Raw genomic sequence first — 22,367 nt, forward strand, 5'->3', positions numbered from 1 at the left:
AAGCCGCCATGAGTTACTGCCTGAATTTCTGGACAGACAACAGTCTACGTATGATAAGGAACTGGACTGAGTCACTTGCAGATCAAAATCATCGAGGCATTGAGTATGCCCCTCGCCCGATTTACTTCTGCGTGACGACCCACCGAAATTCCGCCTCAAGATATGACCGCTCTCCAAGGCATGATGAGCCAATTTTTACTCCAAAAAAGAGAACATCTGGAAACCTGGTTTGCTCAGGAGATGTTCCAAACTTCCTGTGAGTTACCGAAGGCGCCTTTGGCAGAGGTTTACGCCCCTTCACAGGTTCAAACTTTATTGCAACAGGGAAATCAATTACACCGGTTAATATTCACGGTGCGTGCATTTATCTTCGTTTCACAGAATCCCGTTCTCACTCATGCCATAGCATAGCTTTGGCTGACATCAAAATGAGAAGGATTTTTATAAATACCACTTAGTAGTTGATTTTGATTTACATATGAGCAAGCCTTTATTGACTCTAATTTAAAATCGTATTGAAAACAGTTTTTAAAGCTATTTCCTGGTTTCTTCAGGGAGAAAAGAAAGATTAACTCAGTTTAATGCACAGGAATGTCTGGCGGGGGTGTACTAGCTATCTTTCGAAGATGGTGATATTCCATGTTGACCTGATTTCTCAGCCCTTTAGGTCCCATCTCATTGAGTTCAACCAGGGAATAGCGATGAATGATTTTTTGAAGAAGGGCTTGTTTTGCCGTCTGTTCGTCTAGCTTGGCCATACGTCGGGCGAGCTTGCGTTTTTTATTCATGGCATGCCGGGATTTTCGATATTCAAACGCGCGCTTAATGTGTTGCTCTTTGGCTCGACGACGCGCTTCCCCTAAGGTAATGGACTCTTCTCCTTTCTCCATCAGACCTTTGTTAATCCAGCCCATTTGCTGATGTTGGGCTTTCTCTAACTTTTCTGACGACACATCAAATAATAAAAAGAATAACGGGGTGAGCGTAATGAGTTTGGGAATATAGCTTTCCATAATTCTATCCCAGACCTTTTCGCAGTCCACAAAACCCATGGGCTCTAGAAAATCGGTGAGTAAACGGGAGGCGCGCGTAATCGATTTATTGCCCGCGTCTGAGACTGTAGACAACCCACATTCATCCGACAGTTGCTCCACCGACGCCATCACTAAACCAGAGGCAATATTAAAATGGTAGAGCATGGCTAACGCCATCGCCCTTAAGCAGTAAAGTTCGTTAATATCTTGCATAAGTGCCTCGTTATTTCGTGATGAATAATGTCTGCAAACATCATTATCTTGAAGTACGAGGCACTTATCTATTCTTGATCAAAAATTTAGAGAAAATAAACGTCAATTCCTTATCCCGAATTCAGGTTAGTTAGGCTTTCATTCTCGCTTAGCACAAAAAAATTACTCCTCTTGCACCGAGAAGGTGGCAATAAGGTTTCGGATCAAACTTACCCTGTTTCAAGGGACTTCTGTGGTGCAACTTTCACGTCGCACGTGCTCCAGTAAACAATATAAATACCCGTCCTTTCCGAGGCTGTCGCAAAAGCTCATTTTAAAGGGGCGATGCGCTCAGGGAGTCAAATTCGGAGAGTCAAACGAGATAGGAGCGGGTTTATCTTGAGGGCGCATTTCACAGACCCGTTTCTGCTGAAGGGAGTCTGTTAACGTCAAGGAAGTTTCCCCCATTTCATTCAAATCTCGAACCAACGAACACGCTTTCTCAACGTACTCCCGCGGACCCGAGAAAACCCGTTTCTCTCCACTTTTTTGCTCTGCCAAACGTAACCCCGCCACCATATTGTCCCCCTCGTTTTCAAACGGTCTGACCATCTCAATAGTTTCCCCTCGGTCAATCATTTGCGTGACCCCTTCCTTTTTGTATAAAATCGCCCCGTCACGGTGGATATGATGGGTATAGCCTTTCAGCTCAACCGGCGCAATATCATCTGAAACGGCACATTCAATGACAGTATCACTGAGATAAGCCGTTCGCTCATCCCGCTTCGCCTGGTAAGCCCACCCTCTTAACTGGCTAATGGCCGCTTTATCCCCTTTTAACGCTTGTTGTTCTACCCAAACACGATAAGACAGTCGCCTATTTTCTGGAGAACGATACCAGTTCTCCCGCTCTTCCTTTAATTTTAAACGCAACTCGGCCATCGCTTTTTCTCGCTCAAAAGCCAATACATGCCAGGCCAGTTTTCTCATTAAAGGATCGCGCACCGCAACACACACATGGGCTCTTCGGAAACGAAAGGTCATGGAAAGAGTTCTAAAACGATTTTTTGCGTCAAAAGAGGGGCATTTCGCTTCTTTTTTGTCAGTTTGATAACGCAATTTTAACTCTTCTCGGGCCTCAGCGCGTTCTAATCGGCGAGTCATTCGAGCTTGATGATCACGCAAATGAAGTCGATCATCATAATGTGAACTCACCATATAGTTTGTTAAGGTCACCTCCCCTTGTTCATTTTTAAATTCCATCACTCGGGGCGCATTTTCAAATTCGCCAATGCGAGGCACTAATTTCGAAAGAGTGAGTTGAGGATGTAAACTGCTGGCTTTTAATGGGGTTTGCTCTGGATGGGCCCGATGATAAATCCCAAGCCTGCCCCTTTCTTTTTCAGTTCCAGTCCGGCCCTAATCAGGACAGCATGGATCCGCTCCCAATAAATAGAATCTGCTTTCAAAATCTCTGAAATTTCTGGTCGGCATTCACGCACCGCATAACCATAAAGGCTTTCCTGATCGGAGTAATATTCCAGTTTCTTAGCATCATCAGGCATCGATTTTTCCTTAGAACAGGAACGAACAATGCGATTGTTTTCGTTAATCACATGGCATCCATTGGTTCTCGTCCAGCCATACTTTAATTCCATTTCTCTACTGGCTTTATGTAATTTAGAAATATCATAAGCATCATCGGCAACTTTATAAGTCACAGGATGGATCCGATTCGCGGCAACATGACAATGCAGATGGTCTGTATCTCGATGAATCGCAGTCACGTATTGATGGTCAGACATCCCCAAGGCTTTAAGACTATGCCGCGCGCTTTCAAAAATTTGCTCTACCGTCGGAGAGTCCGTCTCCGGCCAGGATAAAAAAAAGTGATAAACGGGATCTTTACAACGCGTATTTTTTAAAGCCACCGCTTACATTTCTACCGCCGCTGTGGCCACGCTCAGTGTATTCGTTTCGCATAAAACCTGATCAAAAAGAACCTGATGCCGACCATCAGGAAATCTCTCAGTGATAAGGATTTTATCCGCATCTCCGTTGCGATGAATGTAACCCATTAAGCGTTCAAAAATGGCTTCTTTTGATTGAGATAAACGGGCTTTTTGGCTCTCTGGATCAATCACGTCATCATGATGATGGTCATCACGAGTCGTCGTATAGGCCAATAAAGTGAGAAAACTTGATTTTCCATCCCTCCGTTTTTTTGCCTTACCCACAATCATTTATTCTGCCCGCCCTAAGGTTAAAATAGCTTCCTGGATAGCCACGAAAACTTGTGCATATTCTTCGCTTATAACCCCTTTCCCTTCATCAAAAAGACGTTGCTGTAGAGACCCTAATCGACTCAATTCCATCACTAATTCCGGATCAAAGTGAGTTTTTATTCTGCGATTTAACCCACAGCGAATGAGGTAAGTACTTAAATTCAAACCTGCCGATTGGGCTTTCTCTTTGAGATGCTCTTTTTCTTCTGGAAAGCAACGAATACTGGGAATAAGGGCCGTTCTTTTTCGTTTTTCACTTTGGCTCATGGCGTTATTTTCTATGGAGTAAATAAGAATTCTTTCTTAATTGGGGTGTCGGGGCGAAGCCCTGACCAAGAGTTTTGAAGGGCCGGTTGCTTGCAAGCGGTGCTTCAAAACATATCTTATCCTTTTGTTAAATAGCAATTTTGATATTATGGCTTAATTTTTTTATAATGTCATGAAGGTAAAATATATCTTCTGTACAGGTGAAATTTTTGTCGTTATGATTGAGTTTAAATCAGTTTTATGTAAACATTTTAAATGTTAAATATTTATTTAATAGATAAAAATTTATTAAAAATAAAAAGATTTATAGCGAAGAAATTGAAATAATCAGGCGGGAAGTGAGTATGATTTGAGTGGTAAAAAATAAGCAATGAGTATGAAATAAAAAACCAGGTAAAATGTGTTTCTTTTTAACGGAAAAAACGAAATGACTTCTAAGAAATATTATACGGTCGAACAAGTTGAAAAAGCAAAAGAGATGCTAGAGGAATTACCTGACCTCAAAAAGATAAGACTAAATAAAGACGATGTCTTGGAAAATTTAAAGGCGCAAATAATCAAATTAGCTTTAAATAAAGGGTACGTTTCAGAAGATATTAAATCGGCTCTTGAAAGTGCAGGGATAAAAGTCGGATTGAAAGCTATCCAGAAAATTATTCTTGAGAAAAAATTAGAAAGAAAAAAGTCATTAAAAAATACTTAAAAATTAATACAGTTTTTAAAACTATTTATATTGATAATAATTTTTAAAAATAGAGTGAGTAAATTTTTTTTATGAAAGCTCTCTATTTTTTAAAAAATAGCCATTTTTAACTTGTAATTTTTTACAGATTATTAATCTTTTTAAAATCTCATGACTCGTCATTTTTTTTCTTCTTATAGATTTTAAATAAGTAGATATATTTTCTCAAATATCTTTCTTCAAATGGTGTACAGAACATAGCCAACACGTGCTTGCAAGAAAGAATCAACGGAAATTTTATTACTCAGTTTTTCTTATACCCTCACGAAGTGTCCGGTAGACTTTTTTCCGAGAAAAAAATCTCCGGCATATCTCTGATAAAATAATTTCTATTCCATTCATACCGAACAATTCTTTTTTTCAACTGCAATTTAGGCTTTTTGCCACTCTACTTTTTTTTCTCGTGCAATAGCCATGATGCTTTTGATGGAGACTTTTAATATTGAAGATTTCAAAAATTCGTGAGGATTGCATGCCTAGTAAAATTAACTTAACATTAAAATGACACCATAAATGTATTATTTTGGCACCAAAATTTAAATTCGACAGACCATAAAATTAGTACTATTTTTATGTCAAAAATAAACCATTTAAATACATAAAGGGTACTATGATTATACTCATTGGGAGTCAAAAAGGGGGATGCGGAAAATCCACTATATGCGTAAATATTTGTTCTGAGTTAGCTTGCCGAAAAAAGGATGTGGTGCTTGTTGATTCTGACCGTCAAGGAACCTCTTCTAATTGGCTTTCAGATAGAAACTCAATCTCAATGTCAATACCGATCGAATTCTGGCCCACCCTGCCAAAGTAAAGCTGACCCACCCCCTTTAAATGACTCGATAGCTGCTGCTTTAGTTTTTTTCTGGAGCTGACCGCTTTTGAGCTTATCTTTCAGTCGATAACTTTGGCCGCTGATTTGCGCGATATGGGCATGGTGAAGCAGCCGGTCGAGCATAGCCGCCGTCAGCGTTTCGTCATCACCAAACGTTCCGGACCACTGGGTAAACGGCAGGTTGCTGGTAATGAAAATTTAACGCGATACAAACTTAAATAAATAATTCACAGCGCACGTTAAAACGTGCTGATAAAGCTCTAATATGAGCAATAGTTAATGAGCGTTTCCCATTTAATATTTGGCTAACTAACGACTTGGAACCTATTTCATTCTTCAAATCAGTTTGTTTTAAATGATATTGATCCATTAATACACGCAGAACAGCCACTCCAGTTGGCATAGCTTCAAGCGCTTTATTAAATTCATAAAACTGTTCGCTATTTTCTTCATATTCCGAAATTTTGATAGACAAAATATCAATTAAAGGATTCTCATCATCTTTATCAATCAGATAATTGACCAACTCAAGAGCCGCTTTATAATCTGACTGAGAATGACTTCCACCCAGTAGTGGAACGGCTTTTACCAGTTCTTTTGTTGCATGGATAGCTTCTGTGATCATTCTTTATTCCCCCTATAATATTTGTTTAATTTATCGTACTCCGAATGTGTCACGATATGTTTGACGTAAATTCGTTTATTTATAAAATTAATATAAACAATAAGCCTTAAATTATTTCCACCAATATCAATGACCCACCATTTTTCTCTATACTTAAATTTATCTAAACTGGGAAAAAGATTTTTTAGCTCATCCGGATTTTTAAAATTATTTTCTTTCAGAGATCGATACGTTGAGACTATTGCATAAGAGTCTCTCCCATACTTTCTATAGGCTACCTCAAAAGGTTCTTTTGATATTACGTGCATAGGTCACCAAAGTTTACATATTGTAAATATTATAACGAATTCTTTTGTAATTTACAATATGTAAACTTAAATTAATTTAATCTTCGGGGGGTTACATTGTAAACGAAGATCAAAATGACACTATAAATACATCATTTTGGTACTAAAATTTAAATTTGACAAGGCATTAAATTGGTACTAATTTAACATTAAAAATAAATCATTTAAGTAAATAAAGGGTACTATGATTATACTCATTGGGAGTCAAAAAGGGGGATGCGGAAAATCCACTATATGCGTAAATATTTGTTCTGAGTTAGCTTGCCGAAAAAAGGATGTGGTGCTTGTTGATTCTGACCGTCAAGGAACCGCTTCTAATTGGCTTTCAGATAGAAACTCAATCTCAAAACTTCCTACAGTCCATAGCCTCCAAAAATTCGATAACATTCGTGACACTCTGATAGACCTGAAAAAAAGATATGAATATGTGGTAGTCGATACCGCAGGCAGGGACAGTCGTGAATTACGGACAGGCATGACCTCTTCAGATATCATGATAGTCCCATTTCGTCCTTCACAACCCGACTTGGACACACTACCTCGGTTAACCGAAATCATGACTGAGGCAAAAGATTTAAATCCTAAACTAAGAGCCGTTGCCATACTGACGCTTGCCCCTACTAATCCAGTTATTAATGAAACAAATGAAGCCAAAGAATATTTAAAGGATTTTCCTGAATTAGAACTAATGAAAACTATTATAAGAGACAGAAAGGTTTATAGGGATGCGATGTCGGAAGGAAAGGGAGTGGTAGAAATGGATAATTTGAAAGCAAAAAAAGAAATTCAGTCTCTGGTAAAGGAGTTGTTGTTATGGTGAAACGTCGAACTCCAAATATACAACCACCTCAAATTGAAAAAAAAATAGAGGATTTTGCATCGGGAGCAGACAGACTCTCAACAGAAGTCGTTTCTCTTAACAGCGAAGCTCCTAGAGATTACAAAGCCATTAGAATTCCATTTAATCAGTACGAATATCAGTTATTAGAAAAATTATGTAAAAAAACAAATCGTTCGAAACTGAATATGATGCGTTATGCCCTTAGATTTTATGATGAAAATTTAAAATAGCACTATATTTTAACTAAAATTTTACTAAAAAGGCTCAAAAATGGTACTACTTTAATATCAAAAAATATAATTTTTAAGAATTCCAACGCTCTTTTTTGGAGTAGTGACCGGGTATAGCCCCTTCCAACTTTTTACATTTTATCTTCTGTACCAAAAACGAACGTTTTTAGTATTAACGGGTTAACTTACTGAGTGAGTATTTTTTTGATATGAATGTTTTTCAATAACCAGATCGACCCCTTCAGCCAGAAGGTCATTGATTTATGGACCTTCTGACAGAGCAGTCACGGCAAGAGCCTGATGCTGATCAGGCGTCAGGCGAGCTGTTAACTTACCTCTGAAATTTAAGCTATCCAGCCATATCCGAATGGAATTAACGGCACCCTTATCAGTAGTGGGTCTTGGGTGTAGCCTGAGAAAGATTTTTTTTCTTTTCAAAAGGATTGAGATCCTTGAGCCCTCTCTTTCGTGAATCTCCGCACCAAGAGCGATAAAAAGAAACTCAATATCACTCCATTTTATCGAACCGCTTACCGGTCGTGCGAACACATCTGACAGTATTTTTTTGTATCATTTTTTCACAAGTTGCCAATAAAAAATGGCACGAACGACACTGTATCTTCTTTTACTCTGATTCTGGGTAGTGATCTTGAATCTGCAATTAAAGGGGTCTGACGATTAAACTTAAACGCTAATGACGTGACGACCAGAAGGCAGTAATTCAGGAGGAAGGTATTGATTCATACCACTCGTGCAGAAATAGTCTGTAAATTGCTGCCCATTCTGGACACCCGCTTTTTCGTAAATAGACTGCAATTTATTTTCTATCGTCCGATATGAAAGATTGAGTTTCCTGGCCACTTCCTTTTTGCTTAACCGTTGAAGAGTAAAAAAGATAATCTCACATTCTCGTTGGTTAAACCTCTTATCTGTCTGTCGGAGCGTCATTTTATGAGGTGATTTACCTTCAACATATTCCAGGGGGGATAAAAACAAAAAGGGCCGGGCATGAAAAAAGGCCCCGATGTACCCATTCTGTTCATCGAATAATGGAAAAAAATCAAAAAGCCAGGGCTTGGGAGGGGTGTTTGTAAAAACAGGGTAGAGTACTGAGCAGAGATAACGGGCATTTTTTACGGCACACTGCCTCTTTTTGCGAGCGAAAAACATCCAGAACTTTGGAGCACTCATCCGTCAACGCGAAGAGTTCCGTCATGGCCACATTACTATAAACCTCGGATTCGGCATTGGTAAATCCACTCGGGATAGTGCAACTCAGGCAAAGTTGCTTCATTGCGTTGTTCATGCAACACCTTCCATTTTCAGGTTGAAACAAGAGCCAGTACACGGCTGACGTAGTTACGGAACCGTCACTCATCTTCCAAAAACCGTGAAACCTGCCAATGTCGAGCTCTCAATCATTTGGCAATGAGTGTGAGACAATGATCAATATAGTTAAAAAAAACAATAAAACAACTATTTTAAATTCAAAATGAATTTTAAAATGTATACTTTTAATATTTATCTTGTCCTGATTTTAAGGAACCTCTCTCATTAGCCATATCATTTAGTGTATTGTAGAATTTTTGTTAAAATAATCACTCACGTCTGTTGAGTCATTGAGGTAAAGCCATAACAGGGGCCAGTGGATTTAAAACTGCCAAATCGTGTTCCCGTTGCAGTCAGGCCTTCTTGCGTAAAGCAAAAATCCGTCATTCAAATTTCGACCTGAGTATCAGAGATGCTGATGCATTTAAAGGCAGTGGGATAGGCAGCAGTGAACTTTTTCTTTTTATTGTTCAGTTTCTAACGCTCTGCTTTTAATGACCCCTCAAAATAAAAGATTAAAAGGCGCTTCACTCAAAAATGAAAATGACAAACGCACAAAGAAAAATCAATATCATTAAAAATGTGGCTTATCTCATGCGCTCTAGAGGAGAAACAAAAGCCTCATTTTCTGAACGAAGTGGGATTACAAGAACAACGATTTATAAAATCCTGGAAGGAAAAGTCAACAAGGTTCAAGAGACAACGCTTCACAAAATCGCCAGTTTTTTTGGTTTCCTTGTGATGAAATGGAGTGCTATGATTTGGAACAAATCCAAAGACAGAGTGAAACACTCTCTATTGACGGGAATAAAAATCCTTCCGCCGTCCCCATTATCCCTGAAAAAGATTTCATCAAAAATCTGAATAAAACTGTGGGGCAATTAGTCACAGAATATCCCCTGACCTATATTTTTGATGATACATCCAACGTGATTGCATTAAAAATTGAAAGTCCATTTTTTGATATTTTTTCACAGGGGGATATCTTAATCATCAAAAGATCTGCTCTCTCAGACAGTCAAAGTTTACATCTTTATGTGACACCTCAAAATCAATTGATCGTTAAAAATCGGGAGGCATTGATTGAAAAAAAATTAAAGTCGGAGAATTTAAAATTAATCGGTTTTATTCTTGAGGAGAGGTGTGAGAATGAGTTTTAACAATAAATTTAAATTACTTGGGTTTACCCGAAGCCCTGATTTGGCTGCAAAAATCATGGTGTTGTCAACAGGAAAAACCATCACAATGGGCGTGAACCAGTTAGCAAACAGTGAAATCGCCGATGATTTAAATAAAAATGAAATCAGGGCACTCTGCAGAAAAATCTATGGTGAAAAAAATGTCAAAACCGCCTATGAAATAGGCGACAGAAATGAAAGATCATGGAATGCTTATATGTTTATTTCCATGATGCTGACGATTGTTTTTATTTATTCCAATGTGACAGGAATCAAACCCGTAAAATTAGATGTTTTTAATCTTATTGTTCCCGCGGCCATTTTTATTTACCCTGTGACGTTCATTTTAGTCGATATACTCAATGAATTTTATGGATTAAGAATGGCGAGAAAGTCGATATTCATGGCTTTTTTCGTTAACGTTGTTTTCGTCTTTTTTTTATGGACAACCACCAAAATGCCGACTTTACCTATGTGGGCTCTCAGTGATTCATATAATTCTATGATGACGGGGATATTGTCTGTCTTGTTCGCCTCTTCTCTTTCCTATCTTATTTCTGAAAATATCAACTCCTACTTATTATGGAAAATAAAAATTTTAACCCATTCAAGATTTTTATTTATCAGGGTCATCACCAGTACGATTTTTGCTGCTTTAATTGATAGTATTTTGTTCATCACCGTTGCATTTTATGGGTTGTTAGATCTGAATACCATCAAGATCATGATCATTTCTCAATTTTGTATTAAATTAATTTATGCTGTGTTGGGGACTTTCCCTATTTATGGTGCTCGCTGGCTTTTCAATAATTACATTCACAAAAAAGAAATCAGGACATAAAAATGCAGGATAATGACGGTATTTATGCAAAACATCTGGGTGAAAAATCAGATTATATAGAAACCTATACGCCTTCTTTATTAGAGCCTGTCCCCAGAGCGTTTGGCAGAGAAAAAATAGGGCTTATCGACGACACGCTTCCTTTTGATGGATTTGACTTATGGACTGCCTTTGAGCTGTCCTGGTTAAATCAAAAAGGAAAACCGATGGTTGGCATGGCTGAATTTAAGGTACCGGCCCAATCAAAAAATTTAATTGAATCAAAATCATTAAAACTGTATCTCAATAGTTTAAACCAATCCCATTTTGATTCTTCAGAAGCACTTCAATCTGTTTTATCAAAAGACCTCTCTAACGCCGCTATGGGAGCAGTTTCAGTAACTGTCTTTGAAGGAATGAAAAATGATGATTTACACATTCATCACCCTGAGGGAGTGAATATCGATGACATAGACATACAGGTCGATGATTACCGTTTTAATGAGGGGTATTTAAAGGACGCAACCCAGGAAACGGCCCCTTTTGTCAGTGAAACTTTGATGTCACATCTTTTAAAATCCAATTGCCTGGTCACCCATCAACCCGATTGGGGCAGTGTTTTTATCAAATATGAAGGAAATAAAATAGACAGAGAAAAGTTACTCAGATATATCATCTCATTTCGACAGCATCATGAATTCCATGAACAGTGCGTAGAAAGAATATTCCTGGATATCAAAAAATATTGTCGTCCTGAAAAATTAACCGTTTTTGCGAGATATACCCGTAGAGGGGGATTAGATATTAATCCTTTTAGAAGTAATTACGAATCTATCCCCAATATAAAAAGATTAATCAGACAATAAACGAACACAAAACGTCGCAACAATTGTATGACTCCTTTCCCATGTCCATAAGGACTGAGTCGCTTTCAGATGAAAATCGCAAAGGCATTGAGTATGGCACTGTTGCAAATAGGGGATAAGGCAAGCCGAGGTCTCTAATGAAAAAGTCTTCAATTTCAAAAACTCGACTTACCAGACGCCCTTCGCCCAAGGGATGACCAAAATAAAATGATTCAGCCTGACCTTTTCGCAGCGCACGCATGACTTCCATGCCCTTTATCGTGGCGTAAGCCGTCTTCATGGATTTAAACCCAAGCGTGGCGCGGATGATCCTTTTCAACTTGCCATGGTCGCATTCAATCAGGTTGTTTCGGTATTTAACCTGCCTGTGTTCAGGGTTAGGTGGGCACCGGCCCCTCCCTTTTTAGAAGGGCGAGGGCACGGCGATATGTCGGCGCCTTATCTGTGTTGATACATCGAGGGATTGGCCACTTCTTTACGTTATTTAAAATCTGTCTCAACAATCGCCAGGCGGCTTGAGTGTGACGACGAGGGGAAAGATAAAAGTCGAGAGTATGGCCTCTGCTGTCCAGAGCCCGGTAAAGATAAGCCCAGCCGCCATTCACCTTCACGTACGTTTCATCGATGGGCCACGGGCAGAGATCGGAAGGGTGAGTGACGCCAGCACCACCGCAGTCGCTTTTCTATTTCAGGGGCATAGCGTTGAACCCAACGGTAAATCGGGGTGGGAGCAACCTTGACCCCCCCGCTCAGACAGCATTTCCTTTAGCTCGCGGTAGCTGATCCCCTGTTTGCAGTAACAGCGTACCGCCCACAGAATGACCTCAGGTTCAAAATGACGACCACGGAAAGGAGCCATCAGCTTCTCCTCCGGCAACAATATGTCATCAGTTTACCATCACTGCCTAGTTGCAACAGTGCCCTTAAAGGTAAGTTGATGCAGGGATCCAGCGATAAAGCGTGGGAACCGACACGCCAAGATTCTTAGCCACGTCACGAGGGGGTATGCCATTAGCCAGTAATTTTTTTGCAGATTCGATTTTGCTATCAGTCATCTTGCGCTTTCTCCCCCCTTTGCGTCCTAACTGCCTGGCGACTTCCAGTCCTGCGCGAGTTCGCTCAACGGTCAGCTCTCGCTCCATCTCTGCTAAACTGGCCATAACGTGAAAGAAGAACCGACCAGAAGCGGTTCCTGTGTCGATGGCATCAGTAAGGCTTTTAAACTGGATGTTTTGTTTGTGCAATTCACCGACTAAATCAACCAGATTTTTAACACTACGACCCAGCCTGTCCAGTTTCCATACAACGAGCGTGTCACCTTCACGTAGTATTTCTAGTACTTTGACAAGACCAGGTCTCTGAGCTCGGCTAACACTACTCTTATCTTCGAAGATTTTTTTGCAACCTGCTTTGGTTAACGCTTCAATCTGAAGAGCAAGATTTTGATCTTGGGTAGATACGCGAGCGTAGCCAATTAACATATTAGTGTTTTTGTTGCAATGGCAGTACACGCAAGCGTGTCCGGTTTGTGTCTACAGTGAGCAAGGCTCCTGCTTCTAGTTCTGAGGCCATCTGATTTAGAGCAGCGACAATCTGCTTACAAATGACATCAGGGCTGACATCGTTGGTACGGACTTGGATAACGCTAGGTTTTTCACCGTGGGTCACTGCAAGGATGGCACTAAAATCCAGATCGTCGGTGAGTACTATGTAATCATTCGTTCTGGCGTAGGCCATGATTTCTGAATCCGGTGCATTATTCGCCCCTAGCGTTGACCAGTGAACAGCGTCAATACCTGCAGTGGCCAACACGTTGCTCCAGCGTGGAGATAAGTTCATATCTATCAGTAATTTCATGCGTTTGCTAACATTACTTCACGTTCTTCAGACAACCATGCTGCATAGCGAAGCGCCTGCATAATATCTTCACGTTCGAGATAAGGGTAATCGGCGAGAATTTCATCAATATTATGTCCAGCGCCAATTTGTCCCACGACCATACCTACCGTCACACGCATGCCACGAATACAGGCTTTGCCGCCCATGACATTAGGCTCTTGGGTAATGCGATTGAGTTGTTCCACGCTCTTCTCCTTATTATCGAAACTCATTGTCATGTTAAGTATTTAAGAATACTATTTCAAGAACTATTTATGAGAAAGGTAACGTATTGATTTTACATACCACGAAAGGGATGTAATAAGACTTATCAAAAACCTCCGTTTGTGAGTATCTTATGTCCCCTAAAAATCCAGAAGACAATATGCCAGTAGATTTCTAACACTTGCTCAACGTCAGCGTAGGGAAGGATGGATGTCAACAGAACGGCCCGCTTGGCGTAAAAAGAGGCTCCGTCTGCTCGGTGTAGAAAGAAACATACTGGGGGATTTCAGGATTCCTATGACTTTGACCCGCGTTACCATGTTGGGAATGGGGATGAACAAGGGGTCGTTTGACGAAAGGGAAATTAAAGTACTATAAGGGCTTCCCCGATTAGTCAACCCCGGTTTTTTCTGTCTGGCTATCTATCACTGAAGTTAAAGGGATAAGACTGCGGTACTATAAACGGCCATGATGAATCATTATCGATTCGGACCCTGATGAAAGACGCTCGTAAGATTCTCGTTCGCTAAACGGATAATAATATCCAGTACTTTTACAGAAATGCCTCACGGGGGTCTAACCCTTTTACATCAACGCTGACAGTTCAGATAAGATATTTTTACTGCGTCAATTAAATGACTTATTGTAGAACCTGAAGTCATCACCATAAAACAGGGACGCCCAACATAAACGGGCATTTTTGGCTGCGATTGCCACAGCAGTACGCCAGTAACCTCGGCGGTTGATCAGCGAACTCACCCACTGACTGAAAGGATCTTGTTTCTTCTCCACACCAATCATGACAGAACGTGCTCCTTGGACAAGCAAGGTGCGTAAGTAGGCATCACCCGCTTTGGTGATTTTTCCCAGTCTGGATTTTCCCCCACTACTGTACTGTGACGGTGTTAAACCGAGCCAAGCTGCCAACTGACGCCCATTTTTAAAATCATGAGCAGTGCCAATTAGCAACCAGCGCACTCGCCGTTGTTGGACCCACCCCTTTGAGTTTCATCAGATTTTGGCTGCGACTATCCTGCTTAGCGATTGTTGCCAGGATGCGATCATACTCAGCAATTTTCAACTCAATGGCATCAATATGTTCTAGCAGAGTATCGATGCACTGCCGGACCCATCCTGTTAGGTTTTCCCTGTGCTCTGCAACCAGGCGGCGTAACGATTCCGTACGTTGTGGTGCAATGAAACCAAATTCAGAGACTAATCCACGAAGACGGTTATAAGATGCAGTCCACCCTTCAATAAATCCCTGTCGGGTACGGTGCAAGCATTGCATTGACTGTTGTTCTTCATCTTTAACAGGAACAAAACGCATATGTGGCCGACGAACCGCTTCACAAATCGCCAGCGCATCCGCCGCATCATTCTTCCCGGCTTTACCTGCTAAGCGATAAGGAGAAACAAATTTAGGCGCCATGAGTCGGACGTTATGACCATACCGCGTGAATAATCTTGCCCAGTAATGTGCGCCGGAACAGGCCTCCATGCCGATCGTGCAAGGAGGTAAATTAGCAATTAGCTCTGGCAATGCGGTTCGAGGCACTTTAGGCTTAACTAGACAGGAATACCATTTTTATCAACACCATGAACAGCAAAGACATTTTTAGCAAGGTCTATCCCAACGGTTGTAATAATCATAGTCTTCCCCTATATTCGAATTTTGGTTATCTTCCCCATAATGGCACAAAAGTGAGTACAGTAACCTTAATTTAGGGGAAGTCCCTTTCATTCGCTAAGGATTAGGGATTGGCTGTAGCGGTCTGAATTTACCTTTTTCAACATGCCTATGCTGTTTCCATGCGTAGTCCCCGGTCAAATTAATGTGATTCCAGTGAATCGGTGCAACATGCTTGAATAGCGACTCATCAAACTGGTACCCCTTCGCCCGCATCGCATTGACAGCCCGTTCCAGATAAAACGTATTCCATAAAATGATTGATGCAACCACCAGATTAAGTCCGCTTGCACGATGACGCTGTAGTTCATAAGTGCGATCCCTAATTTCACCAAGGCGGTTAAAGCATACCGCACGTGCCAACGTATTTTTCGATTCTCCCTTATTTAATCCCGCCGTCACCCGTTGCCGTAGGCCTGGGTCAAGCAACCAATCCAGTGAAAAAATGGTGCGCTCGATGCGTCCTATTTCACGCAGAGCACGTGCCAGGCCATTCTGGCGTGGATAGCTGGCAAGTTTGCGCAACATGAGAGATGCTGTCACTGTTCCCTGCTTGGTGGACGTGGCCAGGTGGAGATATTCAGACCATTGCGAGCGAATGATTTTCTGGTTAATGATTTTCTCACCTAAAAAATTCGATAGCGCTGGATAATTTTTTGGCTCATCAGGCACATACAGATTATTGTCTTTGAGATCCCGTATCCGTGGTGCAAAACGGTAGCCAAGGGGTGGGCACAGCCCAAATATGTGATCGGTAAAACCGTTGGTATCGGTATAGTGCTCCTCAATGCGTAGCTCTGATTCGTGATACAGCAAACCATCAAGCACATGTGTTGCATCTCGTATCGTCGAGGTGATGGCTTTGATGTGATAGGGGGCGTATTGATCTGAAATATGCGTGTAAAAGTTAATCTCAGGATCAGTCCCGTAACGTAAATTGACTTGGCCAGTTTGTCCGCCACGACCACCAACCTTGAAGTTTTGCCCATCGGATGATGAGGTTTTCCCCTCTCCCCAATGGGCGGCGAATGGTAGCCGGTGCTGGAAATTGACCAGTTCAGCCAATCCTTTAGAATACGATTCATCACGAACGTGCCAGGCTCGAAGCGTGTCAAGTTTATTAAAGGTAGCTCCCGGACAGGCTTCTGCCATTTTTGCTAATCCCAGATTGATGGCATCTGCCAGTATAACTGTCAGCAATGATATGCGATCTTTGGGTAAGGAATGATGCGGCGGATGCGCTGGCGATTTGTGAAGCGGTTCGTCGGCCACATATGCGTTTTGTTCCTGTTAAAGATGAAGAACAACAGTCAATGCAATGCTTGCACCGTACCCGACAGGGATTTATTGAAGGGCGGACTGCATCTTATAACCGTCTTCGTGGATTAGTCTCTGAATTTGGTTTCATTGCACCACAACGTACGGAATCGTTACGCCGCCTGGTTGCAGAGCACAGGGAAAACCTAACAGGATGGGTCCGGCAGTGCATCGATACTCTGCTAGAACATATTGATGCCATTGAGTTGAAAATTGCTGAGTATGATCGCATCCTGGCAACAATCGCTAAGCAGGATAGTCGCAGCCAAAATCTGATGAAACTCAAAGGGGTGGGTCCAACAACGGCGAGTGCGCTGGTTGCTAATTGGCACTGCTCATGATTTTAAAAATGGGCGTCAGTTGGCAGCTTGGCTCGGTTTAACACCGTCACAGTACAGTAGTGGGGGAAAATCCAGACTGGGAAAAATCACCAAAGCGGGTGATGCCTACTTACGCACCTTGCTTGTCCAAGGAGCACGTTCTGTCATGATTGGTGTGGAGAAGAAACAAGATCCTTTCAGTCAGTGGGTGAGTTCGCTGATCAACCGCCGAGGTTACTGGCGTACTGCTGTGGCAATCGCAGCCAAAAATGCCCGTTTATGTTGGGCGTCCCTGTTTTATGGTGATGACTTCAGGTTCTACAATAAGTCATTTAATTGACGCAGTAAAAATATCTTATCTGAACTGTCAGCGTTGATGTAAAAGGGTTAGACCCCCGTGAGGCATTTCTGTAAAAGTACTGGATATTATTATCCGTTTAGCGAACGAGAATCTTACGAGCGTCTTTCATCAGGGTCCGAATCGATAATGATTCATCATGGCCGTTTATAGTACCGCAGTCTTATCCCTTTAACTTCAGTGATAGATAGCCAGACAGAAAAAACCGGGGTTGACTAATCGGGGAAGCCCTTATAGTACTTTAATTTCCCTTTCGTCAAACGACCCCAATGTTTTGGGTGATTTACCCTGGATATCATCGTGTAGTGTTTTTCTTAGTCCGCCGTTTAGATGGGTTTCTGGCGCGATACTGGACGGTGTTTTATCGATAGATTGCATGGCTGGCGATTTAGCTAGTTCAGTGACAAGATCCATTTGTTTGTCTAACTCAACCTGAAATATCAGTGTATCGGCAGGGCGACCTCGTTTTTCAATAGATAACTTCATATTGCTATAGGTGTTTAAATCGTTTGTAACTGGCTTTAGGATCCAGCGATTCAACTCTGCATATAGAGGGTAGTTTTTTTCAAGCATAAACTTAAATTCCTTGATGCTTATTTCAATATTGCCCCTATGCGTTTTTCTTTGCGAAAGCTCCTTTAGTAGCCATTCATATATTCGCATTGAGTATTTATTTTCAAATGATTTGACATGTTCGAGATTGTATTTAATGAATTTCTTCAAATGAAATAAAAGCGGTTGAATATATGAGCTAAAAACTAACGTTACAGTCTGTTCCTCTCTATTGAACTCAGCGTATTCAGTCCAATTGAAAATTCGTTTAGACACAGCTCCTGTAGGATAAATTAATTCAACAGAGCGTCTAAATAGGTCACTAGTTGCACTGTTCAATCTTCCCCAAGCATTTTCATAACTTAAGCCCATAGTGCGAGCATATTCAGAGCATGAGAACTTAACTGTTAATTCATCCCGTGTAGGATGTTCAATCGTAGGGTTCAATTTAGCAACGCAAAACAAAATTAGCTTAGTCTCATGCTCTGTTAGATCATAACGGCTTACTGCCAACTCATTCGCTTTAAATACGACCAACTCTGACATTGCTACCACCATCATGTAGTAATTTAAATCGCTACACTAATCATATTAATGTAGCGATTTAAATTACTACATGATGGTGTTGGGTTGTGGATATCCTAATTTTTCCTACATTTTTCTGGGCTCATACCTAATTTTTGCTACATCAAACCTAATTTTCCCTACATTTATCGCTATTTTTTCCTATGAAAAACAGAAGGTTAAAATCACTAGAATAAAGAGAGAATAAAAAAGATAAAAAAGAATAGATCCCAGCCCTGTGGATAACTGAACCTCTGAGTCAGTGATTCAGTATGATAAAAGGATGTCGCAAACGTCGTTTGCTCCGCTCAAAACAGACCTTAAACCCCAAAACACTGAGATAGCTTCCTCGCAAGCTCGGGAAACTCGCTGAACATTCCTTTTGTCTCCGACCATCAGGCTACTGAATCGCTGTCATGTCCGTAAAACTCAGTTCGCTTCGCTCACGGCTTTGGCAGGAAATGGGGTTAAATGGCGCTACAGGCGCTTTTTCCTGACTACAGAGTGGATTCACCACTGAAACAAGAAAAACCCGTTACGGGCTTCTCATGGCGTTTTATGGCTGTTCTGTTATGCAGAGCCGTCTGAGTTTTTCCTATTGAGCAGTTCCTGCCCCCTGATTTTCCAGTCTAACCACTTCGGATTGTCCCGTGACAGTTCATTCAGGCTCGCCAGCGCACCCAGCGGGGCAGCTGCATCATCCACCGGTTTACCCCTCTTACCGTCAACCAGAACGGTGTTTTTGGTTCCGTTACTCCTCAAACCCCGATTTTGGCTATTCTTTCGAGTACGCCGCAGCATCTCCCTGCCCTCCCTTCAAGCCCGGTTAAACCGGGCTTTTTCATAGGCGACCGTTCCGTTTTCGCCAGGGCCTGAATGGCGTTCACCGTTTCAGCCGAGGCATCCGGCCGCCATCGCCCCGCCGCTCAAATCATCCGTGATCTGATGCGCCTTTACATCGCATACAGAGAAACCCCTAATGCACTTACCGCCGAGACGATTCTCAAGGGTAAGCAAGGTGAAGATGTGTTTCACGCTTCCAGCCCATCCGACTTGTTTAAGCAGTTGGGAATCTGATGCGTTTGGCGATCTATTCCGGTCAGTTCAAGCGCGACGTGAAGCTGGCCGAGAATTTGAGCATATGAAAATAGGCTCACGTAACACACTAAAAACCAATGATGCTGCAGGATTCTTGCCTTGAAGCGCTCTTAAATTTTTCTCTGCCTGTCGTGACATCATGTAATAACCACCAACAACCCTATTCTTAGTAGTAGAAGCTAGTAGTCTTTCTTCTTGCAACGTATCAACTGTATTGCTAAGCAAGGCACGGGTTTGGGTTAGTTCTTGTTGTAATTTTTTTACCTGTTCTTTGCTGTCCATTCGCTGACCTCAAATTTTATCCAACTGATACATCATGGCATAGCTCTATGCCAAATATGGCATCTATATCGACAAATATTGTTCTAAAACAAGACATATAAAAAATATATAAATCAATTACTTGTATTTTTTTATATAATTCTATTTCTATTAAAGGACTTTTAACCACTTTAACCATCGCAATACAACCAAGATTTTTTTAACTCTTTCTGACTTATCATTGTTATTTAATCGAACCTAAAACCAAGAATTTCTATTCACCATCAGAGTGACCCAGTTTCTCTGTAATTTCAGATGATATTCCGCTTCCTCGAACGGCCTCCGCTTCGCGAAGGCCGTTCTTGCGGCGAGCGTTACCTGCTTTTTTAAAACCAATTTTTAAAGTCTTTTAAAATCTTTTAAATTTTTGCGTCTTGACGCAAGTTTTGGTGCCCTAGGCTTTTAAGGGACGGAATTTTGTCAATGCGGGCGAAGCACCCGTTAGGGTTTGGCATTGACAAAACGGAAACCCGATTACCCTTTCAAAAGGGTATGGCCTCCCTTCGGGAAACCATACCCATGTTAAGCGGGGTTTGAATTTTGGGGGTCCAGGGGGCAGCGCCCTCTGGCAAGCCCCGATGTTGCTACGGCTCGCTTCGCTCCCCCCAGCAACATCGGGTAGCCTTGTTAAATTAGCTAAATCAAAAAATTTAAGTTAAATTTTATTCATGGAAAAGAAAAATAACATGTTACGTTTCAGGTTTTCTGATACGGAGTGGGAGCGGCTTCAGCAACTTTCAAAATCGACAGAAATGTCGATGTCTGAACTTGTTCGCAATCATTTAAATAAAGTCAGAGTGAGGAATCGAACTGATGAGAAAAAGCGAGTAGCTATGCTTAATCGAATCAATGCCAACTTAAACATGATTGCGCGTTGGGTAAATACACACAAAGAGGCAGCATCAGCGATTGAAGTAGTATCCCACCTAATCGCCATCGAACAAGAAATAAGGGAAATAAGTGAATGATTGTAGGATTCTCTCGATACGGAAAAGGGGGCGGTAAAGCGCCGATTGATTATCTAACGGCCTAGGATCGCTTGGGACGGGAGAATGCGAAACCTGTGACGCTGAGAGGTGATGCAGAGCTAACTTGTCAGCTGATTGATTCGCTTGAATTTGAATATAAATACACCAGTGGAGTATTGTCATTTGCGCCAAATGAGCAAATAACATCAAAGCAGGAAGAAGAAATTATAAACAGATTTGAGCAGGTAGCTTTCGCAGGATTGCAGCCCGACCAATACAATATTTTATGGGTTAAACACACTCATGCAGGACATCATGAACTGCATTTTGTAACACCAAGAGTTGAGCTGAGCACTGGTAAAAGTTTAAATATTAGGCCTCCTGGAAAGCTTGTACAGAAACATTTTGATGACTTTCGTAGTGAAATAAACGCAAAGTATGGGCTTGCTGATCCAACTGATCCAAATCGCACCAGAAATATGAAGACGCCAGACCATACCCTTAAAATCGCCGCAGAAACTATCAGGAACGGCGATAAACCTTTAGGTGATGTTCACGTAATGATTGATACGATCATGTCTCAGAGAGCCATACAGGGACTCATAGGTTGTCATGAGGATCTGGTAACTCAAGTGAAAGAGTTGGGGTTTGAAATACCTCGTACTGGAAGTGATTACATCACCGTTTGTGAACCAGAAAGTGGCAAACGCTGGAGATTAAAGGGGGCACTGTATGCAAGAGACTACAGCGTTAGCCGAACGATTGAAAAATCAGATAGCGCAAGAGAACGAGACTATTCAAAACCTGACAAGGCAGCAGCTCAACGATTTACGCAACGCCTTGAAGGTCATATTACAGCAAGAGCTGAATACCATCAAAACCGATATCCGCAACCAGAACGAAAGTATGGGATGGAAAGTATTCAGAAGCCGAATACTCTGGCCGTTGATCATCGGATTGAGCCTCTCCTGGGTATCTTCAGCGGCAGTTGGCTAACCATGAGTTATTACGGAGAGCAGATAATTCAAATGCAGGGGTCAGCCAAGAAATTGGATCGAGAAGGCGCAAAGATTCAATTCAGTCAGTGTGGGGAGGATCGGACGCTATGCATTCGGATAAACAAGAAAAAAGGGGTATTCGGCGAGAAAAGCGATTGGATGATACCGGAGGGATATTAAGTGACGGAACTAGAAAATCACTTGTTGAATGGATTATTAAATCTGGAGCGGAAATTTACGAATCAACAGAAAGTCTTAAGCGAAGCGCAAAACGAGTTGCAGAAGATGTTAGCAATTACCTCAGCAGAGAACACCCAATTACAGAAGCAAGTAAACAACTTAAGCAATCAACTGATGGAATTGAGCAAGCTCTACAAAACGAACAGACGCTGAATTCAGCTATTCGTCACCAACAGGAACAGGCACGAGCTAAGAAGCACGCACCATACTATGGCATGAGTTTTTGACATTAAAAATTAATACGGCG

General features: G+C 41.4%; 28 protein-coding genes and 5 pseudogenes. 15 read left to right on the forward strand and 18 right to left on the reverse strand.

Annotated features, from left to right (window positions below):
• Window positions 1–180 precede the first annotated feature (180 nt).
• Window positions 181–411: a hypothetical protein gene (locus HDEF_RS13080; RefSeq protein ID WP_234809467.1), complete on the forward strand. Its 231-nt coding sequence runs from the start codon at window positions 181–183 to the stop codon at window positions 409–411.
• 167 nt (window positions 412–578) lie between these two features.
• Here the strand turns inward: HDEF_RS13080 and repA are convergent, their stop codons facing one another.
• From repA to mobA, 5 genes are all read right to left on the reverse strand, one after another.
• On the reverse strand, window positions 579–1,247 hold the full coding sequence (repA, locus tag HDEF_RS04845; protein ID WP_015873525.1) for a plasmid replication initiator RepA: 669 nt from the start codon (window positions 1,245–1,247) through the stop codon (window positions 579–581).
• Between the two features lie 330 nt (window positions 1,248–1,577).
• Window positions 1,578–2,528, reverse strand: coding sequence for an LPD7 domain-containing protein (locus tag HDEF_RS13085; protein ID WP_234809468.1), 951 nt, complete (start codon window positions 2,526–2,528; stop codon window positions 1,578–1,580).
• 41 nt (window positions 2,529–2,569) lie between these two features.
• On the reverse strand, window positions 2,570–3,157 hold the full coding sequence (locus tag HDEF_RS13090; protein ID WP_048901561.1) for a relaxase/mobilization nuclease domain-containing protein: 588 nt from the start codon (window positions 3,155–3,157) through the stop codon (window positions 2,570–2,572).
• 3 nt (window positions 3,158–3,160) lie between these two features.
• Window positions 3,161–3,469, reverse strand: coding sequence for a hypothetical protein (locus HDEF_RS13095; protein ID WP_048901562.1), 309 nt, complete (start codon window positions 3,467–3,469; stop codon window positions 3,161–3,163).
• A complete protein-coding gene (mobA, locus tag HDEF_RS04855) occupies window positions 3,470–3,778 on the reverse strand; it encodes a plasmid mobilization protein MobA (protein WP_015873284.1) in 309 nt (102 codons plus the stop codon).
• 427 nt (window positions 3,779–4,205) lie between these two features.
• Between mobA and HDEF_RS04860 the strand changes: the two genes are divergently transcribed.
• On the forward strand, window positions 4,206–4,481 hold the full coding sequence (locus HDEF_RS04860) for a hypothetical protein (RefSeq protein WP_044612506.1): 276 nt from the start codon (window positions 4,206–4,208) through the stop codon (window positions 4,479–4,481).
• 649 nt (window positions 4,482–5,130) lie between these two features.
• The gene (locus tag HDEF_RS11425; protein ID WP_086934988.1) at window positions 5,131–5,334 is read left to right on the forward strand and encodes a nucleotide-binding protein; all 204 of its coding nucleotides are present in this window, start codon (window positions 5,131–5,133) and stop codon (window positions 5,332–5,334) included.
• A 48-nt stretch (window positions 5,335–5,382) separates the two neighbouring features.
• On the opposite strand, the pseudogene HDEF_RS13510 reads toward HDEF_RS11425, so the two are convergent.
• The 3 genes and pseudogenes from HDEF_RS13510 to HDEF_RS04875 all read right to left on the reverse strand — a co-directional run.
• Window positions 5,383–5,553: pseudogene (locus HDEF_RS13510) on the reverse strand (ATP-binding protein); the annotation flags it as partial.
• A 16-nt stretch (window positions 5,554–5,569) separates the two neighbouring features.
• Window positions 5,570–5,980, reverse strand: a complete 411-nt coding sequence (locus HDEF_RS04870) for a helix-turn-helix domain-containing protein (RefSeq protein WP_015873528.1) — start codon at window positions 5,978–5,980, stop codon at window positions 5,570–5,572.
• Window positions 5,977–6,288 carry a type II toxin-antitoxin system HigB family toxin gene (locus HDEF_RS04875; RefSeq protein WP_015873529.1) on the reverse strand — a complete coding sequence of 104 codons (312 nt, stop codon included), beginning with the start codon at window positions 6,286–6,288 and terminating at the stop codon, window positions 5,977–5,979. The genes HDEF_RS04870 and HDEF_RS04875 overlap by 4 nt, the downstream gene beginning before the upstream one ends.
• 223 nt (window positions 6,289–6,511) lie before the next feature.
• Here HDEF_RS04875 and HDEF_RS04880 point away from each other — a divergent pair, with 223 nt between their 5' ends.
• Together HDEF_RS04880 and HDEF_RS04885 are read left to right on the forward strand one after the other, a co-directional pair.
• Entirely contained in the window at window positions 6,512–7,147 is a 636-nt protein-coding gene (locus tag HDEF_RS04880) for an AAA family ATPase (RefSeq protein ID WP_015873530.1), read from the forward strand.
• Entirely contained in the window at window positions 7,141–7,398 is a 258-nt protein-coding gene (locus HDEF_RS04885) for a ribbon-helix-helix domain-containing protein (protein ID WP_015873531.1), read from the forward strand. The genes HDEF_RS04880 and HDEF_RS04885 overlap by 7 nt, the downstream gene beginning before the upstream one ends.
• Before the next feature lie 684 nt (window positions 7,399–8,082).
• Here HDEF_RS04885 and HDEF_RS13105 read toward each other — a convergent pair.
• Both HDEF_RS13105 and HDEF_RS13110 read right to left on the reverse strand, forming a co-directional pair.
• Window positions 8,083–8,394 (reverse strand): helix-turn-helix transcriptional regulator, encoded by a 312-nt coding sequence (locus HDEF_RS13105; RefSeq protein WP_234809469.1) that lies wholly within the window; start codon window positions 8,392–8,394, stop codon window positions 8,083–8,085.
• A gap of 64 nt (window positions 8,395–8,458) precedes the next feature.
• Entirely contained in the window at window positions 8,459–8,704 is a 246-nt protein-coding gene (locus tag HDEF_RS13110) for a hypothetical protein (RefSeq protein WP_234809470.1), read from the reverse strand.
• Between the two features lie 560 nt (window positions 8,705–9,264).
• On the opposite strand from HDEF_RS13110, the gene HDEF_RS13115 reads away from it, so the two are divergent.
• Genes HDEF_RS13115 through queF form a run of 4 tightly spaced genes read left to right on the forward strand, consistent with a single transcriptional unit; the run spans window position 9,265 to window position 11,591 of the window.
• Entirely contained in the window at window positions 9,265–9,591 is a 327-nt protein-coding gene (locus tag HDEF_RS13115; protein WP_234809471.1) for a helix-turn-helix domain-containing protein, read from the forward strand.
• A gap of 8 nt (window positions 9,592–9,599) precedes the next feature.
• Window positions 9,600–9,887, forward strand: coding sequence for a hypothetical protein (locus HDEF_RS13120; protein WP_234809472.1), 288 nt, complete (start codon window positions 9,600–9,602; stop codon window positions 9,885–9,887).
• Window positions 9,877–10,746: a queuosine precursor transporter gene (locus tag HDEF_RS04905; RefSeq protein ID WP_015873533.1), complete on the forward strand. Its 870-nt coding sequence runs from the start codon at window positions 9,877–9,879 to the stop codon at window positions 10,744–10,746. Before HDEF_RS13120 ends, HDEF_RS04905 begins: the two co-directional genes overlap by 11 nt.
• Window positions 10,747–10,748: 2 nt before the next feature.
• Window positions 10,749–11,591: an NADPH-dependent 7-cyano-7-deazaguanine reductase QueF gene (gene queF, locus HDEF_RS04910; protein WP_015873534.1), complete on the forward strand. Its 843-nt coding sequence runs from the start codon at window positions 10,749–10,751 to the stop codon at window positions 11,589–11,591.
• Window positions 11,592–11,745: 154 nt separating this feature from the next.
• Here queF and HDEF_RS13515 read toward each other — a convergent pair.
• The 4 genes and pseudogenes from HDEF_RS13515 to HDEF_RS04940 form a co-directional block, all read right to left on the reverse strand.
• Window positions 11,746–12,450: pseudogene (locus HDEF_RS13515) on the reverse strand (IS6 family transposase); the annotation flags it as partial.
• A 64-nt stretch (window positions 12,451–12,514) separates the two neighbouring features.
• Window positions 12,515–13,072, reverse strand: coding sequence for a recombinase family protein (locus HDEF_RS04930; protein WP_015873535.1), 558 nt, complete (start codon window positions 13,070–13,072; stop codon window positions 12,515–12,517).
• A gap of 1 nt (window position 13,073) precedes the next feature.
• Window positions 13,074–13,430 carry a DUF5615 family PIN-like protein gene (locus HDEF_RS04935; RefSeq protein ID WP_234809473.1) on the reverse strand — a complete coding sequence of 119 codons (357 nt, stop codon included), beginning with the start codon at window positions 13,428–13,430 and terminating at the stop codon, window positions 13,074–13,076.
• Window positions 13,431–13,444: 14 nt separating this feature from the next.
• Window positions 13,445–13,675 carry a DUF433 domain-containing protein gene (locus HDEF_RS04940; RefSeq protein ID WP_044612295.1) on the reverse strand — a complete coding sequence of 77 codons (231 nt, stop codon included), beginning with the start codon at window positions 13,673–13,675 and terminating at the stop codon, window positions 13,445–13,447.
• A gap of 229 nt (window positions 13,676–13,904) precedes the next feature.
• Here HDEF_RS04940 and HDEF_RS11440 point away from each other — a divergent pair, with 229 nt between their 5' ends.
• A complete protein-coding gene (locus tag HDEF_RS11440; protein ID WP_158533945.1) occupies window positions 13,905–14,072 on the forward strand; it encodes a hypothetical protein in 168 nt (55 codons plus the stop codon).
• A 249-nt stretch (window positions 14,073–14,321) separates the two neighbouring features.
• Here HDEF_RS11440 and HDEF_RS04945 read toward each other — a convergent pair.
• Window positions 14,322–15,347: pseudogene (locus HDEF_RS04945) on the reverse strand (IS110 family RNA-guided transposase).
• Window positions 15,348–15,441: 94 nt separating this feature from the next.
• Window positions 15,442–16,623: pseudogene (locus HDEF_RS04950) on the reverse strand (Tn3 family transposase); the annotation flags it as partial.
• On the opposite strand from HDEF_RS04950, the pseudogene HDEF_RS13135 reads away from it, so the two are divergent.
• A pseudogene (locus HDEF_RS13135) lies at window positions 16,605–17,361 on the forward strand (IS110 family RNA-guided transposase); the annotation flags it as partial. The pseudogenes HDEF_RS04950 and HDEF_RS13135 overlap by 19 nt on opposite strands.
• A gap of 249 nt (window positions 17,362–17,610) precedes the next feature.
• On the opposite strand, the gene HDEF_RS04960 reads toward HDEF_RS13135, so the two are convergent.
• Complete coding sequence (locus HDEF_RS04960; protein WP_015873542.1) at window positions 17,611–18,477, reverse strand: replication initiation protein; 867 nt, start codon at window positions 18,475–18,477, stop codon at window positions 17,611–17,613.
• Between the two features lie 894 nt (window positions 18,478–19,371).
• Here HDEF_RS04960 and HDEF_RS04970 point away from each other — a divergent pair.
• On the forward strand, window positions 19,372–19,572 hold the full coding sequence (locus tag HDEF_RS04970) for a hypothetical protein (RefSeq protein ID WP_044612297.1): 201 nt from the start codon (window positions 19,372–19,374) through the stop codon (window positions 19,570–19,572).
• A 27-nt stretch (window positions 19,573–19,599) separates the two neighbouring features.
• On the opposite strand, the gene HDEF_RS04975 is transcribed toward HDEF_RS04970, so the two are convergent.
• Complete coding sequence (locus HDEF_RS04975) at window positions 19,600–19,875, reverse strand: hypothetical protein (RefSeq protein ID WP_044612298.1); 276 nt, start codon at window positions 19,873–19,875, stop codon at window positions 19,600–19,602.
• A 707-nt stretch (window positions 19,876–20,582) separates the two neighbouring features.
• On the opposite strand from HDEF_RS04975, the gene HDEF_RS04980 reads away from it, so the two are divergent.
• The 3 genes from HDEF_RS04980 (at window position 20,583) to HDEF_RS04990 (ending at window position 22,347) form a co-directional block, all read left to right on the forward strand.
• Entirely contained in the window at window positions 20,583–20,882 is a 300-nt protein-coding gene (locus tag HDEF_RS04980) for a plasmid mobilization protein (RefSeq protein ID WP_044612299.1), read from the forward strand.
• A gap of 95 nt (window positions 20,883–20,977) precedes the next feature.
• Window positions 20,978–22,060 (forward strand): relaxase/mobilization nuclease domain-containing protein, encoded by a 1,083-nt coding sequence (locus HDEF_RS04985; RefSeq protein ID WP_015873548.1) that lies wholly within the window; start codon window positions 20,978–20,980, stop codon window positions 22,058–22,060.
• A complete protein-coding gene (locus HDEF_RS04990) occupies window positions 22,036–22,347 on the forward strand; it encodes a hypothetical protein (RefSeq protein ID WP_044612300.1) in 312 nt (103 codons plus the stop codon). The genes HDEF_RS04985 and HDEF_RS04990 overlap by 25 nt, the downstream gene beginning before the upstream one ends.
• Window positions 22,348–22,367 lie beyond the last annotated feature (20 nt).

Source organism: Candidatus Hamiltonella defensa 5AT (Acyrthosiphon pisum), from assembly GCF_000021705.1.
Lineage (GTDB): Bacteria > Pseudomonadota > Gammaproteobacteria > Enterobacterales > Enterobacteriaceae > Hamiltonella > Hamiltonella defendens.